This is a genomic window from Brucella sp. GW823-FHT04E01 (assembly GCF_058796175.1).
In genome coordinates this window covers 118314-132476 of record NZ_JBXAIK010000002.1, presented here as the reverse complement: position 1 = coordinate 132476, position 14163 = coordinate 118314, and the positions used below count along the sequence as shown (strand labels likewise).

Below are 14163 nucleotides of genomic sequence, written 5' to 3'. Positions count from 1 at the left end.
CGCGGACAACAAGGGGAGCAGGTCAAACCCTTCATCAATTTGAAAGTTCCGTGGTTTGTGACCTTGCCAAGTCTTATCGCCAGGATTCGATCAGCTCATCCGTGCAGACGAGTTCCAATTGCTCACTAAATCGTTGGTGACAAAGAGAGATAATTGCGTCGTGGGTTTGATCGAAAACGCTGCATACTGCATCGTGGACAATGATCACCCGATATCCGCGATCTACGGCGCCCAATAGTGTTGCGAGAACACAAAGATCGGTCTCCGCTCCGCTAACGATTAAAGTATGAACGCGCCTTTTGTGCAGATATCGCTGGAGGAAGCCTTCGGTCCAGGGGGAGTAAACAGTCTTATCGAGTACAACAGCAGGCGGCGAAAAATCTCCTAGCGGGTCCACGAGGTCGATGAATGACGGATCGATACGATTGAGAGTAAGGGTTTCCCACTTGCGGTAATAACCTCTCCATGCTCCCAGGGCAGCGTCGGGTGACCTTGGAGGTATAAAGCGGGTAAAGATCGTTTCTTCACTGCGCTGGGAGCAGATATCCACGATATTGGGCAAGATCGCTTCAATCCATGGCACGTGCCAAGGCGAAGCAGGTCCGAAAAGATTCTGCATGTCTATGCATAGATGCATGCAGCCGCCTCGCAAATCTCCGCGTAGAAGCCCGGTTTCCAGAGGCATGTTATCCTTCAAGTCTTTCTACGACGATTTGCCCACAGGCGCCCTCAAGCAGACGCAACATCCGCGTCGTTGCTTCGTTCACCGCGTCGGCTGTTGACAAGTGAACATGCTGCGGGTTCTGGAAGTAGACAGAAACGGCAGTTCCTTCATCGTCAAAAAACTGAACCGAATAAGCTTCATCGTCTTCCATCGAAACGACTTGGGTTTCCATAGTCATTTGCCAAACTCCTGCCAAATATGCCGAACCCGCCAGAATTGCTTTCGTTCCAGATTGAAATACCCGAGGTTTCAGCGACGAGCGAAGCCGAATACGGCTGATTCCCACGCTCATCGCGCTCCGCTTCACAACCGTACGCTATCGTACAGAAAGACCTTGCGGAGGAACTAACTGGCTGGCTGGGCCTTACCTTACCTGGGGAAGGAGGAGACACATGCCCTCGATATCCGAGTTCGAAGAAGAGTTGCTGGCACTTGGACCTGCGCTTCATCAGTTCGCCAGAACGATGTACCACCAGCGTTCCGACGTAGAGGATCTTGTTCAGGAAACGCTATTAAAAGCTCTGTGCAATCGCGATAAGTTCGTCCCCTATGGATCGCTCAAATCCTGGCTGTTCACGATCATGAAGAACACATTCTGCACCAGGATCAAGAGATCCCGCCGCGAAGATGCAATTGAGGATTGGGAGGGACCGACAATCAACCCATCACAGGATTGGGCCATGGAATTGCAGGATGTCGGGGAGGCTTTCTGTAAACTGTCGCCGGCATATAAGAGCGTTCTTGACCTAGTGATATTTCGCGGGCTGAGTTACGAAAAGGCTGCGATGGCGGCAGGCTGCACGGTCGGAACGATCAAGAGCAGGCTTAACAGAGCAAGAGCGCGACTCGAAAGCGACTTGTATCCGGCTGAAAAGAGTCTTCGGAAACGATAGCTTAAACGAATTTCTGCGAGTGATCGGTGTTGGCCGCGAAATCGTGATGCCGGATCTCAAATCGTGAGTGAGCGAGCCTTGCAGCTAGCTCTGAAATGTAATTAAGATCACGCAAGCCGCTTTCATATAGTCGTATTATGCACTCTGCGAGCTCAGTGGCCGAATAAGAACGGTCACTTTCTTCGAGAATTATTGCAGATTGAGCAAAACAACTACGCATGAAATTAACTTCAACTGATGAGTAAATTCTGCTGGCTTCATTAAATAACGGCATGTCAGCCTCCATCAAGAAACGAAGCTTCAATGATACGCTGTTTACTGGACTTAGATAGTCTTAAAACCTGTTCTTTCGCATTGGTGCGGTAGCGTACCGAAAAAAGCGTTTACCGATTGCTTCTCGGAACCAACCATCCTTCCGCGGTGTTTCCACTTCATGATGATGGAATGAGGATCACGAAATGCCGTTTCCTCCACAGAATGCCATTGCTAACAAACTTTTGGCTTTGCTTCCGCCCTCCGATTATGAAGCCCTTATCCAGGAAACTACTTATGTGGAACTTCCGCGTGGGACGGTGCTTGCAGAAACGGGGAAACCGATCGCGAAAGTTTATTTTCTTACGACAGGTATCGGCTCGGTTATTGTGACGACCGCCGAAGGAAAACGTGCAGAAGCGGGAATTTTCGGCTTCGATGGGTATATTCCAACGTCTGCAATCGCTGGTGTCGAAAACAGTTCTTATGACGTCCTGGTTCAGGTTGCTGCGCAAGGTTATGAAATGCCTTATGAGAAGTTTCGGCGGTGGATGGACGAAAGCCGCAGTTTTTCCAGGATCATGATCCGCTCTATCGAGGCGTTTTCCGTTCAGCTTGCCTATACCGCCGTCTCGAATGCCATTCATGAAGTCACGCAACGATTGGCCCGATGGTTGCTGATGTGTGATGACCGAATATTAGGCAAAGAAATAGCAATCACTCACGAGTTCCTGTCGATAATGCTTGCAGTTCGTCGGCCAAGTGTCACGAATTCTCTTCATGTTCTTGAAGGATTGGGCTTGATCAAGTCTGAACGAGGAGTTGTCTTTATTCGTAATCGTCACGGGCTGGAACGCTATGCTCGAGATGCCTATGGCTGGCCGGAAAAGGAATACGTGCGGCTGATGCAGGGATTTGAACCTGTCGGTGACGTCTAGTTTTGAGCGCCGAAAAGCTGGCTATATTCTTCTTCGGGTTTTCCGTAGGCTTCGCCAGCAAATTCTTCGAGACCCCTACGGTCACGTATTGTGATGCGGCCTCGCTCTGATCGCACCAGTTTTTTGCCTTCCAGTAGGTGAAGTCCTGTCGTAATGCTGGGGCGTCTTACACCGAGCATGAGAGCGATGAAGTCGTGGGTCAGGATAATTTCATCTCCGTCAACACGATCATGTGACATCAAGAGCCAGCGCGCCAGCCGCTCGTGAACATGCAAGTTTACGTTGGCCCAGACAGTATAAGAAACCTGTGAGGCAAAAGTCTGAATGTAACGGGCCAACAAACTGGCAAACACGCTGTTGCGATTGATTTCCTCTCGTGCAGCACTGACGGCAATCCGATGACCATAGCCGCTGACTTGCATGATAATTTCATGAATGCTGGTTGTAGCGCCAACCGCTCCTGACGTTGGTGAAAACCCTTCGCGTCCGACCATGCCAGCCTCTGCCAGCTGACCTCTGGTCGATACGGCGATGACCGAACTGATCCCGCCGCAAAGAAAGTATAGATAGTCGATCGATTGATTGGCCCTGACAATAACTTGACCACGCTCAAGCGTGACAGGTTCCAGGGACGAACAAATACTATTGAGAATATCTGGAGGCAGGCTCTTCAACAGGCGGTTGTGCAGTTTAGATTCGTCGTACATCTGTGCTACTTCGGGCAAAGTACCAGCTATTCGCCGTTGTGCCCCCCAACTCTCTTTGACGATTGAGTTCTATAACACTCTGATCCGGCAAATGATTTTTGGTACGGTAGCGGACAAATCTGGAAATGAGTTGCGACCAAATTTTCCTTTGACGGCAAGCTGAACTTTTTGTCCCGCTATTGGTTGCATCTTCAAAACTCGAAAACAGGAGGCACAGATAATGCAATTCAAACTGTTGGGAGAAGGAGCGGGGCAGCGGATCTTCGTCGTCATTCTCGCTCCGGAAGAAGCGGTGGTCGCGACACTTACCCGGTTTGTCCAGAAAAGGGATTTAACGGCAGCCTCGGTGACCGCGATTGGAGCTTTCCGACGCGCTACGCTTGGATTTTTCGACCTTGAGCGACAAGACTATCACCGGATCGAACTTGACGAGCAGTGCGAGGTACTCAGCTTGCTGGGTGATTGCGCTCTGGGCGAAGAGGGCAGTCCGATTCTTCATTTGCATGTGGTTTTGGGAATGCGTAACGGTGAGGCGAAAGGCGGGCACCTGATTGAAGCCTTGGTGCGGCCGACGCTCGAAGTAATGATTAAGGAAAATACCAGCACTATGGTGCGGACCTATCGACCGGAATTCGGCATAGCGCTGATTGATCCACGAAAATAACAATGCAATGGAGCCATGGCCGCAAAGCGAACGAGTACGCATCACAAAATCGGCTTGCCGCCAGTGACTGCTATTGTAGCGCCGGACGTGAAACTCGATAGCGGGTCTGCCAGCATGACATATGCGGAAGCGAGTTCCGCTGGTTGGGCCGGTCTTTTCATTGGCGTCTGTTTGCCAAAATTCCGTACCGCGTCCTCAGGAAGGGTCGACGGTATGAGTGGGGTCCAAACCGGGCCGGGCGCGACCGCATTGGCACGGATTCCCTTTTCTGCAAGAAGCTGGGCCAACCCAGCGGTAAAATTCTGGATCGCACCCTTTGTCGTCGCATAGGCCAGAAGAGTTGGATTCGGCATATCTGAATTGATGGAAGCCGTATTGATGATCGCAGCGCCGGGTCTCATATGAGAAAGGGCCGCTTTTGTCAGATAAAACATCGCATGAATATTGACGCGAAATGTTAGCTCCCATTCTTCGTCGCTGATATCACCGAGTTCGGAGAAACTTGCCTGATGAGCGGCGTTGTTCACCAGAATATCGATTCCGCCTAGTTCGCCTACCGCACGATCAATCAGGTCGCGACAGGTTTGGGCATGCTGGATGTCGCATTTCATCAAGACGGCTTTTCGACCGTCTTTCTCGATAAGCGCTTTGGTTTCCAGTGCATCCTCATCCTCTTCCAGATAAGCAATCAGGATATCCGCGCCTTCCCGTGCAAATGCAATCGCAACCGCACGACCAATGCCGCTGTCTCCTCCAGTAATGATTGCCCTCAACCCCTTCAGTTTCCCCGAACCGCTATAAGTTGTTTCGCCGTGATCCGGTTTCGGATTCATCTTATTGGTTATGCCCGGCATCGGTTGCTGCTTTGTTTCGAATGGTGGCTTGGGATATTGGCTTTCCATATCGGCTTGTCCTTCCTTTTCACCCTGTCGCCCTAACAACGAAATACGCTGCTTGTTCCAGGCGTTCAGAAGCATTTGAAGGAGAAACAGTGATCAATAGATTTGGGAGGACTATTAATGTTCCACGTTACGATGAAGAAACAATGCTTCCGCTATTGTGGACAGGTCTCTGTGGCGCGCGCTGAGTACAAATCCTGCGAAGCCCAGGCTGTCCAGGATGGGGTTGTCTGATAGGGCGAATATGAAGGGTATGGCGCTCTGTTCCAGTTCGGCGACAACCGGAAGCACCGCTTCCGGTTCCAGAGTGACATCCATAACAACAGCGTCTACCCTCTCACGTTCCAGATAATACAGTGCTTGATAAGCCGTGTTTACCGGACCGAGAACGACAGCGCCAGCCTTCGTCAGACAGGCTCCTGCTTCCTCTGAAAGCAGAAAACCATCTTCAAAAACCAAAATACGCTTTCCTGAGAATAAACGCATTGTATCATCGCTAGATCTAATCATTACAAACAGTTGGCCATGTCTGAAACCGAATGACAATATGTCTCGTGCTGATTTCGCATCACGAACCACAACGCGATTTTGCGAATGCAAATGCCTGGATAACATCATCTAGGCGCGTTCCACGATATCGTGGAGCTTATGACGAGCGCGATGCAGGCGGCTTTTCACCGTTCCGATCGAGCAATCGCAAAGCTGGGCCGTTCGTTCATAGCTTTTGCCCTCCAACACTACCAATGCCAGAACGCGGCGATATTTGTGAGGCAGGGTTTCCATTGCTGTTTGCACGTCGTGCGCCTCGAGCGTCAGCTCCTGCGAGGCTTTGACTGAAGCTATGGGTGAAACGCACTCGCTCACGCCCGGTGCTTCACGGTTCTGGATGCGAATACGCGTGCAGAACGTGTTGCGCATGATGGTGAAAAGCCAGGATTTCAGGGGCGAATAGGGAACGTATTTTTCTCGATTGGCCAGTGCTTTCAACAATGTTTCCTGAACAAGATCCTCAGCATCTTCTTTCTGACGGTAAAATGTGCGGGAAAACGCGCGCAAAGCCGGTATCATCTCAACGAGATGTTCCGGCTCCAGCATGTAGTCGGGATTTGGCTTGAAAGACATCGTCTTAGCCTTTCCGAACAAAAGTCCGGTTTGAGAATGGGGCGGCACGAGACCGCCCCTTTGAATTACGAATTCTTATGGCTCTGTTGACCTGCCTTTACATGCTGCTCATGGGTTCCCCCACGGGAAGACGTCTGCTGCTGTTGCTTGTCGCCGCCTCCGCTGCTCGCATGCTTGCCATCGTTCTTGTGGCTTTGCTGGCCGGCTTTCACGTGTTGTTCGTGTGTGCCACCTTGCGTGTGGTTCTGTGCCATTCTCTTTCCTTTCAGTGGTTTTAGACCATTGATTGTTGGGAGTGGAATTTGTCGCGCGTGACATAAGCCTAACAAGACAGAGCAAATGATGTTCCGGGAAAACGACTGTAATAAACTTCACGTTTCGGCGGCGCGCTCGAACTCCGCGACTTTGGCCAGTTCTTTGAGAAACATCGCCCGTTCGCGATCAAAGCCGCTCTGGGCACGTAAGCGTAGCAGGTAGGATGGGTGGATCGTCACAAGGATAAGGTGGTTCTCGAACTCGAGAGGGATGCCGCGTATCGCTGCGATTTTCATCGGCTTTCCGAAAAGGGAACGGGCGGCAACTGCGCCCAGCGCAACGATGATGTGGGGTTCAACCAGTTCAATTTCCTGCTGGAGCCACCAGCGACAAGCTTCAATGTGGCTGGTTGACGGGCGCTGGTGAATGCGTCTTTTACCGCGCTGTGTATGTCGAAAGTGTTTTACCGCATTGGTAATATAGCATCGCTCGCGTTTGATACCGACTTCGTTTAGGCAGGCATCGAAGAGCCGACCTGCAGGTCCAATCAAGGGCCTTCCTCCAATATCCTCCTTGTCGCCAGGTTGTTCGGCAACAAAGAAAACTCGGGCGCCGGTGCGCCCTTCGCCAAAAACCGTCTGTGTTGCATTTTGATAGAGCTCACAACGCCGACAAGTCCGCGCTTCCGCGCAGACTTGTTCAAGATTCTGTTGGCGACGGGTGATTGCTGGTACTGTCATTGCCGACCTGTTGCCGAAGGCGGCGTCTGTGATTCCGTGGATGCAGGCGGCTTGCTATTGTCATCCATGAAACCGCGACCGGGGCGCATTTTCCCGTAAAATTCGACTGCGCCCCAGACAATCACGGCCAGTATCAGGCTGGAAATGAGTATCATTAGAATACGCCGTCCATTCAAACCTTGACGGGCCTTGCGCGGATCTACTTCTTTCATAGTCAATCCGCCTAGCCCCAGCGCTGACGTTCGCGTTCAATTTCGTCCGCAGTGTAGGGCGCGCCCGACGCATTGAAGCTCTCCCATCCTTCTTCGATATAAGCATCGCGTCTTTGGCCGATATTGACCCGCGCCCAATCATCAAGAATAGCTTCGACCTTCTCTCGCTCCGTCTCATCGCAACGAACGGCAACCAGAGTACTGCCACGGCGAATGGCTTCGCTATAGGCCTGCGCCTCTTCTTCGGGCACGCCGGTTTCCACGAGAGCGCCCACAATACCGCCTGCGACGCCGCCGGCAGTCGCTCCGCTGACCAGTCCGACCAGTGTGGCGGTGAGCCAACCGCCCGCCACGACCGGACCGACACCCGGTATGGATAGCAGGCCCAGCCCGGTCAACAGCCCGGCACAACCGCCTGCTACTGCACCAAGACCGGCGCCGGTTTCAGCACCTGTGACTGCGCTCTCTTCGTCCTTCAGGGCCTCGCCTGCATATCGACCATCTGTGTTATTCGAAATCAGACTGATATTTTCAGCCGGAATCCCGGCTTCTTCGAGCGCTCTAACGGCATCGACGGCTTCGTCGTGATTGTCGAATAGACCCGTGATATAAGCCATTTTCATCTCCTTTATGGTGTTGCGACTACAACCGGTCACTGCGTGGTGATGTTTCCCTGAAAGTCGAGAAGAACTTTGACAGGCTGACCGTCACGCGCGGCTTCGGCGCGCCAGATGCCATCTTCGCCGAGTTGAAGATTCATAATGTTGCTGAACCCCTCTTCGGTCAGGCGTTCCTTTGCCTGATCCTCGGTAAAACTGTTCTGCCCAGGCACCGGTGCCTTCGGATTTTTCTCTCCGGGCGTGGTAACTGCGGGAGTCTGAGGTTCTTCAGTAGGTGTAGTTTGGGCAAACGCCGCTGGTGCGAGCAGCAAGAAGGCTGCGCCTGCGAGATTTCGAATAGACCGTTTCATCGTTGGCTCCCTTGTTTCTGAGGGACTGTCCCAACCAATGAACCCTTACATTGTTCCGTTAGCGTGCTCCGAGAACCATTTCTCTGATCCAACGGGTCAAAAGCTGATTGTAGACCTTTTGATGATGGTCTCCGGTAAGTGCGTGATCCGCGCCACCTATCATCCGAACGGTCAACGATTGAGAATTGATGAAGGCAGTTTGATAACTTGCGACCGTGGGATGTGGGACGATGATGTCGTGTTCGGACTCGACCAGCAGTACATCGCCAAGAAATTCTCGGGCCTGTCGAAGTGCGCGGTTATCATCAAACTTTACGAGTGTCGAACGATAGGATTGCAGGTCACTGCGGTCTAGCCGTGCTTTAGGGACTTGCCAAAGCTGGTCACGATAAAGTGCCGGTGCTCTTAATGCCAGCCAACGGACGGGCCGAAATTCGGTCAGCAATGTCGCGAGATACCCTCCATAGCTGCTTCCTATGACCACAATCGAACCGTCTTCGACCATTTTGAGGCTGGCCAGCCGGTCATATGCAGCAATAGCATCGTCAAGATTTTCACCGCGCGTTACGGTTTTGTTGCTGGACAGCAATTCCCCATGGCCGCGCATGTCGAAGGTAAGACAAACACAACCGAGCGAGGATATCGCATTTGCTCTTTCGATATCGCGTTCCTGGCTACCGGCCCAACCGTGCAGAAATAGAACGCCCGGAATGGTGGTATCCGGAGAGATGACAGTCGCGGCCAGTTCGTGCTGGTCGACGCTGACGGCGGTGGCGTTACGGATCATGATAGATTTTCTCTATTCGCGCATATTTGTGGAGAGGTCGTCCGAAATCGTCGTCGCCGACGTAAACGACGAAATCGTCCTCGTTGAATGTAGATGGCTGACCATAGCTCTCGCGCAATACTGCCTGTACGGCGGTAACAGTTTCGTCCTGCGCCAGTTTTTCCAATGCCAGAACTTCGGCAGGGGAGGCACCTCCCACACGCCATGATTGTTCCAATACGCCGCAGCGGACGCCATTTTCCGTTATCGGCCCGACAAGAACGTCGTAGTTTCTGCGCGACGCAACGAGACCGAGATGTTGAAGAGTTGCTTCATCGTAACGTCTGGCATTCTCTACGATCCTGCGTGCAACGGGCGATTGGACTTGGTGAAGCAGAGCGTCCCAGCCGCCGCGCACCACACGCAAACGGCTACCCGCATAAACTTTACTCCCGTCCTCGTCGTGCGAAGTATATTGACGGCCTAGATAGCTTCCGATGTGATCTTCGATCTGGACCTGTCCGACGGAATAGGTGGTAGAGTTTTCAACATCCTCTTCGACGACGAGCCCGTTCGCAATTTCGCGATCAGATACGGTTTCCAGAAATCCGTCGAGGGCGCGAACGGTTTCGATGACGGTCTGGTCTTTGCCGCCGGACGCATAGGGATTTTTGAATCGAACCTTGTGCTTTTTTAGCAGGGCACCAGCGGCATCCAGTGCATGGCCATGTGAAAAGACCGAAAAGCCGGGTAGAACACAATCCTGTAAACAAGCTGCAAAGTTTCCTGCCCAACCTTCCGGCAAATTGTCATCGTCGTGCCAGTGTGGATGGGTAACGAGTTTCGTTGCCATAAAACCGTGGTGAACGATGCCGCCGTAGAAGTTCTCAATGCTCATTTCGGGGTGCCCGTCCTGGCGGACCAGAGCAAAAGTCGGTACGAAAAACGTTTCGTTGTTCTCGTCAAAGCTTTGCAGGGTGGGCCGCAATTGCCTGCCGGTCAGCGAACATAGGCGGGCAGCCAACGCTTCCACGCTGGCTACATTGTGAGGACTGTCGGAAGACTGGCAAACGACACGAATTTTTCCCGTAGGATCACCCCGGAATAGGGTACTTTCCATGTCATCACCTCGCTAGCGGTCTTGAAAAGTCTGCGCTCAGGCGGCTTCCGCACGGGGATTGGCAGAGGACTCCGCGAGTTTCGTCAGGTCCTTATCGGTCTGACCTTCTTCCTGCAGGGTCTGGTCGAGGAGTTTCGCCACATCCTTGTGGCCCAGGGTTTCGGCCCAACGCTTCAATGTGCCGTAACGCGTGATTTCGTAATGTTCGACCGCCTGGGCCGCAGATATCAAACCGGCATCAAGGGCGGGACTATTCGAAAACTCTTCGATGATCTCTTCCCCTTCAGCGATAATACCTTCAATGGCATCACAGGTCTTGCCTTGCGCACGCTTACCGAGAATCTCGAAGCATTGCTGCAAACGTTCGACATGTCCTTCGGTTTGTTCCCGGTGCTTTTCGAACGCGTTCTTGAGCTTTTCATCAGTGGCCGCTCGGGACATTTTGGGAAGCGTTTTCAAGATCTTACGCTCCGCATAATAAATGTCCTTGAGCGTGTCGTAGAATAGGTCATCGAGATTGCGTTGCTTGGTGCTGGCCATTTCCGGCTCCTCCTTGTGGTTATGAACTGTTCTTGTCGTGCGGTTGAAAATTGCGACGACGGCGCACCTAACCCGCTAGGAATAATTTTGTTTCGCGCGATCGAAAAAAACAGGCGAGCAGTCGCGATCAGGGTTGCGTCGGGGAGCTGGACGGTTGGGTGGGACTTTCTGGAGAGACGTCCCCCTTGTCCGATGTGATGAACAGGGTTCCCAGCCCGAACAATGCGGCGGCGAACATGATGACGGCAAGCCACTTCAGGATAATCATCGTTATTTCCTGTCCGTTTTGTCAGGACTTCGACTTATGCTCCGGCTTGCCCTTCTGTCTGGTGGAGGCCAATTTTTCGAGCTCTTTCTCACTCATGGACTTGGCCATTTCCCTGGATGCTCCACGGAGTTGACTTTTTGATTTGTCTCCACGTTTTGCAGCCAAGGCCGCGCCGGCAGCCTGTTGTTGTGCTTTGGATTTCGCAGGCATCTTACATCTCCTGTAAGGGGTCGGTCAGTCTCGATCGCTGCGTTCGCGTCTCATTACACGCGGACCGGGATTGGCAAGGTCATTCGGACGCGCGCCATTGGGGTCGTCAAAATCGAAGTTCTTTTGCGGATCGTTCGGTTGGGGCTGGTGTGGATTGCCAGGTGCGTTGGACTGCTCATGCGTCGGGCGTGCTTGATGGTCCCGTGTTTCGCGCTGGGACGGTTCGCCCGCGCCGACTCGATCTTTGTTGAAAAAGAGCAACCCGCAGTTTGAAGGGTCAGTATTGAACATTGTACTTTCTCCATTGCGAAGACCCGGGTGGTTAATAATGGTCCGGAACAAGCTGGCAGATACTTTGTTCCATAAGAGCAGGAAGCTTTGCGAAGCTGCGCGTAATCCTGGGTCACGGCTGTAGAGCAGTGAAAGGGGAACATGAACTGCCCTCGACGGTTATCGAAACTTGCAACAGAGGAGTTTTGATATGGTCCAGGCAAAGAAATGGTCAGCCGACGTGACCGAACACAGCGACGCGTTAGATATCGAACCGCATGTGTTCGAGCAGGATGATCCGAAGGAAATCGCAGCTTCCCTGAAACGCTCGGCTGACAAGAGCCACAAACGCAAGGCGGAACCGTTTCGCTCGGCCATGTCCATGCTGACCTTCTACATCAACCGCGCTGGCAAGAACTTGCCGGAAACGCGCAAACAAGTGCTGGAAACCGCCAAGGAAGAATTGCGCAAGGCTTACGGCAAACCAGATCGGACTTAACCTGCTTTGGACAAGGGAGGGACCAGTGAAAATCTATATCGCTGAATGGTGGACGATCGCTTTATCTGCGGGTTCCGGGGCAGCGTCCGACCCGCCGGAAATTCCTGAAAATGAACCTGAAGGCATTCCGGTTGAGCCGCCGGAGACCATTCCGCAACCAGATAAGGGGCCGTTCAGTCCCGACGAACCTGAACAGATACCGCCCCTTCCTATACCTGAACATCCATCACCCGGGCCGGTCAATCCGGGCCAGCCGACAATGCTTTGCGCGCCACCCTCCTGTTATTATGAACCGGGATAAGGAGCGGCCTTCAACAATCGTGCCAGATGTACGCAATTGGCAGCCAGTATTTTGTTAGCGGAAACGACTGTTTCGGGTACCTCTCCCAGATCGACGAAATTGGTTGATTGCATCGCCTCGCCCACCCAGTAGGTTACGCCGTTGGCAGGCAGGGTGAAGCCCACATCGTTCAACGCCTGATAGAGCTGGGATGACACGAAATGTGCCCCGTCCTCGTTCCCAACCACTGCCGCGACGGCGACATGCCCGTAAGACGGCATTCGGTTGGCATCATCGGTCTCTGAAAGAAATGCATCCATACGTTCCAGCACGCGCTTGCAGATGCTTGATGGTTGACCGAGCCAGATCGGCGTGCCGAAAATAAGAATATCCGCATCGAGGATTTTGGTTCTGAGTGCCGGCCACTCGTCGTCTTCGCTTTCGCGCGATGTAACGCCGGGTTCGATGTTGAATTCACTCAGCCGCACATGCTCCGTTTGCACGCCATAAGGAACAAGATGTGTATCGAGATAATGTAGCATCCTGTCGGTCGAAGATGGATTCTGGTCTGCACTTCGCTTCAAGGTGGCATTGAGCGCGATAGCTTTGAGGGGAGGAAGGGAAGATACTGTCATTTTCCACCTCCCTTTCTCCTGGTGTGCTTGGGTTCACTCAACGCATCAGCAAGGTTTTTGCGGTCAGGATCGGCAAGATTGTGCCCCGCGGCATCGCGTTTCTTTGCGGGATCGTCGTCAGCGGGTTCGTAACCACGAGGCCGGTTTTCGGGCTGGCCTTCCCATTTCGGCTTCTGATCGGTGGTGCCGGTTTTCGGATCGTGTTTCATGGAACCCTCCGTTTATTGAGACGGCGGCCCAACCTTTCAAACCTCGGATTGTTTCATTGAGTGAAAAGGAGCACCGAATGATGGAGCGGGAAATGGCAAGGTTGAAGCAATGAAATTCTGCGGAACAATTGGTTTTCCTCATGGTTGGAGCTTAGAGGCCCATAATGATGAAAACAGTTCCACCGGATAAAAGCTCTGGCGCTCGCGCAAGAGGCGCGATCCAACGGGGTGAAACCGGCGACAAGGTTCCCGGCTTTGATCCTGCGGTAGCGCCAATGGAAACAGATGCAGAGGCTGGCGGCAGCGCTCAACCGGCTGAAGATCACGGGACACGGCCGTTAGCGGCTCCGGTAAAACCCGATGATAGCAATGCTTCCAGTCATGCGTCCGGCCTGCGCGCATGGCCACCGAAAGAGAATGCGCGATCCGCAAGAAAAACTACGCAGATGCGTGAAGGTCCAGCCTACATGGTCTGGTGGTTCATCATTGCCGTGGTTGTCATCGGATATTTTATAGTCTCATGGATGTGGTCATGAACAAGCGATCAGAACGTGAACGAGGGGAGAGACAGGCTTCGCCGCGAGCGCTCCGATATTTTCCGCGCTTCGTATTAGTCATAGTGGCAGTTCTGCTCCTTCTCCTTCTCGGGTGGAGCCTGACCGGTGGTGGATCGGTAACGCAAAAGCAAGGCATCCAGACACCTCCCGCCATAGGTTCCGCCGACCAGAAGACCAAGCCGCCGGTAGAAAATGACCGACCAGAGACCGGCACGGGCGGCGACCAGCCGGTGCAGGCGCCCGCTCACCAGAAATGAGGATCAATCATGAACGAGAAATCAACTACCCCACTGACGGATGATGAAGACATCAAGTTCCTGGCCGAGAACTCGGATATTTCTCCGCTGCAGGCTCGGCAGTTGATCGAGCGTTTTGGAAGAGATCGACAAAGATTGCTTGAAGAAGCAAAGAAATTTAAAGCGGAAGGGTAGAA

At 52.8% G+C, this 14163-nt stretch carries 27 protein-coding genes; 8 read left to right on the top strand and 19 right to left on the bottom strand.

Features of this window, described 5'->3' with window-relative positions; translation table 11 throughout:
* Positions 1-73: 73 nt before the first annotated feature.
* Both AC1RHM_RS06110 and AC1RHM_RS06105 read right to left on the bottom strand, forming a co-directional pair.
* Complete coding sequence (locus AC1RHM_RS06110; protein ID WP_151665133.1) at positions 74-685, bottom strand: cysteine hydrolase family protein; 612 nt, start codon at positions 683-685, stop codon at positions 74-76.
* A 1-nt stretch (position 686) separates the two neighbouring features.
* Positions 687-1016 carry a hypothetical protein gene (locus AC1RHM_RS06105; protein ID WP_151610342.1) on the bottom strand — a complete coding sequence of 110 codons (330 nt, stop codon included), beginning with the start codon at positions 1014-1016 and terminating at the stop codon, positions 687-689.
* Positions 1017-1116: 100 nt separating this feature from the next.
* On the opposite strand from AC1RHM_RS06105, the gene AC1RHM_RS06100 reads away from it, so the two are divergent.
* Together AC1RHM_RS06100 and AC1RHM_RS06095 are read left to right on the top strand one after the other, a co-directional pair.
* Entirely contained in the window at positions 1117-1617 is a 501-nt protein-coding gene (locus AC1RHM_RS06100) for a sigma-70 family RNA polymerase sigma factor (protein WP_151616077.1), read from the top strand.
* A gap of 458 nt (positions 1618-2075) precedes the next feature.
* Positions 2076-2807, top strand: a complete 732-nt coding sequence (locus tag AC1RHM_RS06095; protein WP_036588053.1) for a Crp/Fnr family transcriptional regulator — start codon at positions 2076-2078, stop codon at positions 2805-2807.
* Here the strand turns inward: AC1RHM_RS06095 and AC1RHM_RS06090 are convergent.
* Positions 2804-3514, bottom strand: a complete 711-nt coding sequence (locus AC1RHM_RS06090) for a Crp/Fnr family transcriptional regulator (RefSeq protein WP_012093593.1) — start codon at positions 3512-3514, stop codon at positions 2804-2806. The two genes, AC1RHM_RS06095 and AC1RHM_RS06090, sit on opposite strands and share 4 nt — an antisense overlap.
* A gap of 220 nt (positions 3515-3734) precedes the next feature.
* On the opposite strand from AC1RHM_RS06090, the gene AC1RHM_RS06085 reads away from it, so the two are divergent.
* A complete protein-coding gene (locus AC1RHM_RS06085; protein ID WP_012093592.1) occupies positions 3735-4178 on the top strand; it encodes a PPC domain-containing DNA-binding protein in 444 nt (147 codons plus the stop codon).
* 41 nt (positions 4179-4219) lie between these two features.
* On the opposite strand, the gene AC1RHM_RS06080 is transcribed toward AC1RHM_RS06085, so the two are convergent.
* The 3 genes from AC1RHM_RS06080 to AC1RHM_RS06070 form a co-directional block, all read right to left on the bottom strand.
* On the bottom strand, positions 4220-5080 hold the full coding sequence (locus tag AC1RHM_RS06080) for an SDR family oxidoreductase (RefSeq protein WP_151644285.1): 861 nt from the start codon (positions 5078-5080) through the stop codon (positions 4220-4222).
* A gap of 114 nt (positions 5081-5194) precedes the next feature.
* Positions 5195-5536, bottom strand: coding sequence for a response regulator (locus tag AC1RHM_RS06075; RefSeq protein WP_264811586.1), 342 nt, complete (start codon positions 5534-5536; stop codon positions 5195-5197).
* Between the two features lie 159 nt (positions 5537-5695).
* Positions 5696-6199 carry an RNA polymerase sigma factor gene (locus tag AC1RHM_RS06070; protein ID WP_043061987.1) on the bottom strand — a complete coding sequence of 168 codons (504 nt, stop codon included), beginning with the start codon at positions 6197-6199 and terminating at the stop codon, positions 5696-5698.
* A 77-nt stretch (positions 6200-6276) separates the two neighbouring features.
* On the opposite strand from AC1RHM_RS06070, the gene AC1RHM_RS06065 reads away from it, so the two are divergent.
* Positions 6277-6477 (top strand): hypothetical protein, encoded by a 201-nt coding sequence (locus tag AC1RHM_RS06065; RefSeq protein ID WP_036588048.1) that lies wholly within the window; start codon positions 6277-6279, stop codon positions 6475-6477.
* Between the two features lie 93 nt (positions 6478-6570).
* On the opposite strand, the gene AC1RHM_RS06060 is transcribed toward AC1RHM_RS06065, so the two are convergent.
* The 10 genes from AC1RHM_RS06060 to AC1RHM_RS06015 form a co-directional block, all read right to left on the bottom strand.
* Entirely contained in the window at positions 6571-7194 is a 624-nt protein-coding gene (locus AC1RHM_RS06060) for a UdgX family uracil-DNA binding protein (RefSeq protein ID WP_012093587.1), read from the bottom strand.
* Entirely contained in the window at positions 7191-7406 is a 216-nt protein-coding gene (locus tag AC1RHM_RS06055) for a hypothetical protein (protein ID WP_071630653.1), read from the bottom strand. Before AC1RHM_RS06055 ends, AC1RHM_RS06060 begins: the two co-directional genes overlap by 4 nt.
* An 11-nt stretch (positions 7407-7417) precedes the next feature.
* A complete protein-coding gene (locus AC1RHM_RS06050; RefSeq protein WP_492332493.1) occupies positions 7418-8023 on the bottom strand; it encodes a hypothetical protein in 606 nt (201 codons plus the stop codon).
* Positions 8024-8058: 35 nt separating this feature from the next.
* Entirely contained in the window at positions 8059-8376 is a 318-nt protein-coding gene (locus AC1RHM_RS06045; RefSeq protein ID WP_012093585.1) for a PepSY domain-containing protein, read from the bottom strand.
* A 58-nt stretch (positions 8377-8434) separates the two neighbouring features.
* On the bottom strand, positions 8435-9163 hold the full coding sequence (locus AC1RHM_RS06040) for an alpha/beta hydrolase family protein (RefSeq protein WP_036588041.1): 729 nt from the start codon (positions 9161-9163) through the stop codon (positions 8435-8437).
* Entirely contained in the window at positions 9153-10262 is a 1110-nt protein-coding gene (locus AC1RHM_RS06035; protein ID WP_166942332.1) for a DUF3182 family protein, read from the bottom strand. The genes AC1RHM_RS06040 and AC1RHM_RS06035 overlap by 11 nt, the downstream gene beginning before the upstream one ends.
* A 36-nt stretch (positions 10263-10298) precedes the next feature.
* Positions 10299-10802, bottom strand: coding sequence for a YciE/YciF ferroxidase family protein (locus AC1RHM_RS06030; RefSeq protein WP_012093582.1), 504 nt, complete (start codon positions 10800-10802; stop codon positions 10299-10301).
* A 127-nt stretch (positions 10803-10929) separates the two neighbouring features.
* Positions 10930-11070 carry a hypothetical protein gene (locus AC1RHM_RS06025; RefSeq protein ID WP_155269255.1) on the bottom strand — a complete coding sequence of 47 codons (141 nt, stop codon included), beginning with the start codon at positions 11068-11070 and terminating at the stop codon, positions 10930-10932.
* A 21-nt stretch (positions 11071-11091) separates the two neighbouring features.
* Positions 11092-11280: a DUF3008 family protein gene (locus AC1RHM_RS06020; protein WP_043061992.1), complete on the bottom strand. Its 189-nt coding sequence runs from the start codon at positions 11278-11280 to the stop codon at positions 11092-11094.
* 24 nt (positions 11281-11304) lie between these two features.
* Complete coding sequence (locus tag AC1RHM_RS06015; RefSeq protein ID WP_036588037.1) at positions 11305-11571, bottom strand: hypothetical protein; 267 nt, start codon at positions 11569-11571, stop codon at positions 11305-11307.
* 190 nt (positions 11572-11761) lie between these two features.
* Here AC1RHM_RS06015 and AC1RHM_RS06010 point away from each other — a divergent pair, with 190 nt between their 5' ends.
* Both AC1RHM_RS06010 and AC1RHM_RS06005 read left to right on the top strand, forming a co-directional pair.
* The gene (locus AC1RHM_RS06010) at positions 11762-12049 is read left to right on the top strand and encodes a DUF3175 domain-containing protein (protein WP_012093580.1); all 288 of its coding nucleotides are present in this window, start codon (positions 11762-11764) and stop codon (positions 12047-12049) included.
* A 25-nt stretch (positions 12050-12074) separates the two neighbouring features.
* A complete protein-coding gene (locus AC1RHM_RS06005) occupies positions 12075-12350 on the top strand; it encodes a chitin-binding protein (protein WP_151610351.1) in 276 nt (91 codons plus the stop codon).
* On the opposite strand, the gene AC1RHM_RS06000 is transcribed toward AC1RHM_RS06005, so the two are convergent.
* Together AC1RHM_RS06000 and AC1RHM_RS05995 are read right to left on the bottom strand one after the other, a co-directional pair.
* A complete protein-coding gene (locus tag AC1RHM_RS06000; protein WP_151610352.1) occupies positions 12335-12964 on the bottom strand; it encodes a flavodoxin family protein in 630 nt (209 codons plus the stop codon). The genes AC1RHM_RS06005 and AC1RHM_RS06000 overlap by 16 nt on opposite strands.
* Positions 12961-13173 carry a hypothetical protein gene (locus AC1RHM_RS05995; protein WP_151665131.1) on the bottom strand — a complete coding sequence of 71 codons (213 nt, stop codon included), beginning with the start codon at positions 13171-13173 and terminating at the stop codon, positions 12961-12963. Before AC1RHM_RS05995 ends, AC1RHM_RS06000 begins: the two co-directional genes overlap by 4 nt.
* Positions 13174-13337: 164 nt before the next feature.
* Between AC1RHM_RS05995 and AC1RHM_RS05990 the strand changes: the two genes are divergently transcribed.
* Positions 13338-13709, top strand: coding sequence for a hypothetical protein (locus AC1RHM_RS05990; RefSeq protein ID WP_071630645.1), 372 nt, complete (start codon positions 13338-13340; stop codon positions 13707-13709).
* A 74-nt stretch (positions 13710-13783) separates the two neighbouring features.
* On the opposite strand, the gene AC1RHM_RS05985 is transcribed toward AC1RHM_RS05990, so the two are convergent.
* Positions 13784-13978 carry a hypothetical protein gene (locus tag AC1RHM_RS05985; RefSeq protein ID WP_155269254.1) on the bottom strand — a complete coding sequence of 65 codons (195 nt, stop codon included), beginning with the start codon at positions 13976-13978 and terminating at the stop codon, positions 13784-13786.
* Between the two features lie 18 nt (positions 13979-13996).
* Here AC1RHM_RS05985 and AC1RHM_RS05980 point away from each other — a divergent pair, with 18 nt between their 5' ends.
* Positions 13997-14161, top strand: a complete 165-nt coding sequence (locus tag AC1RHM_RS05980) for a hypothetical protein (protein WP_166942330.1) — start codon at positions 13997-13999, stop codon at positions 14159-14161.
* Positions 14162-14163: the final 2 nt, after the last annotated feature.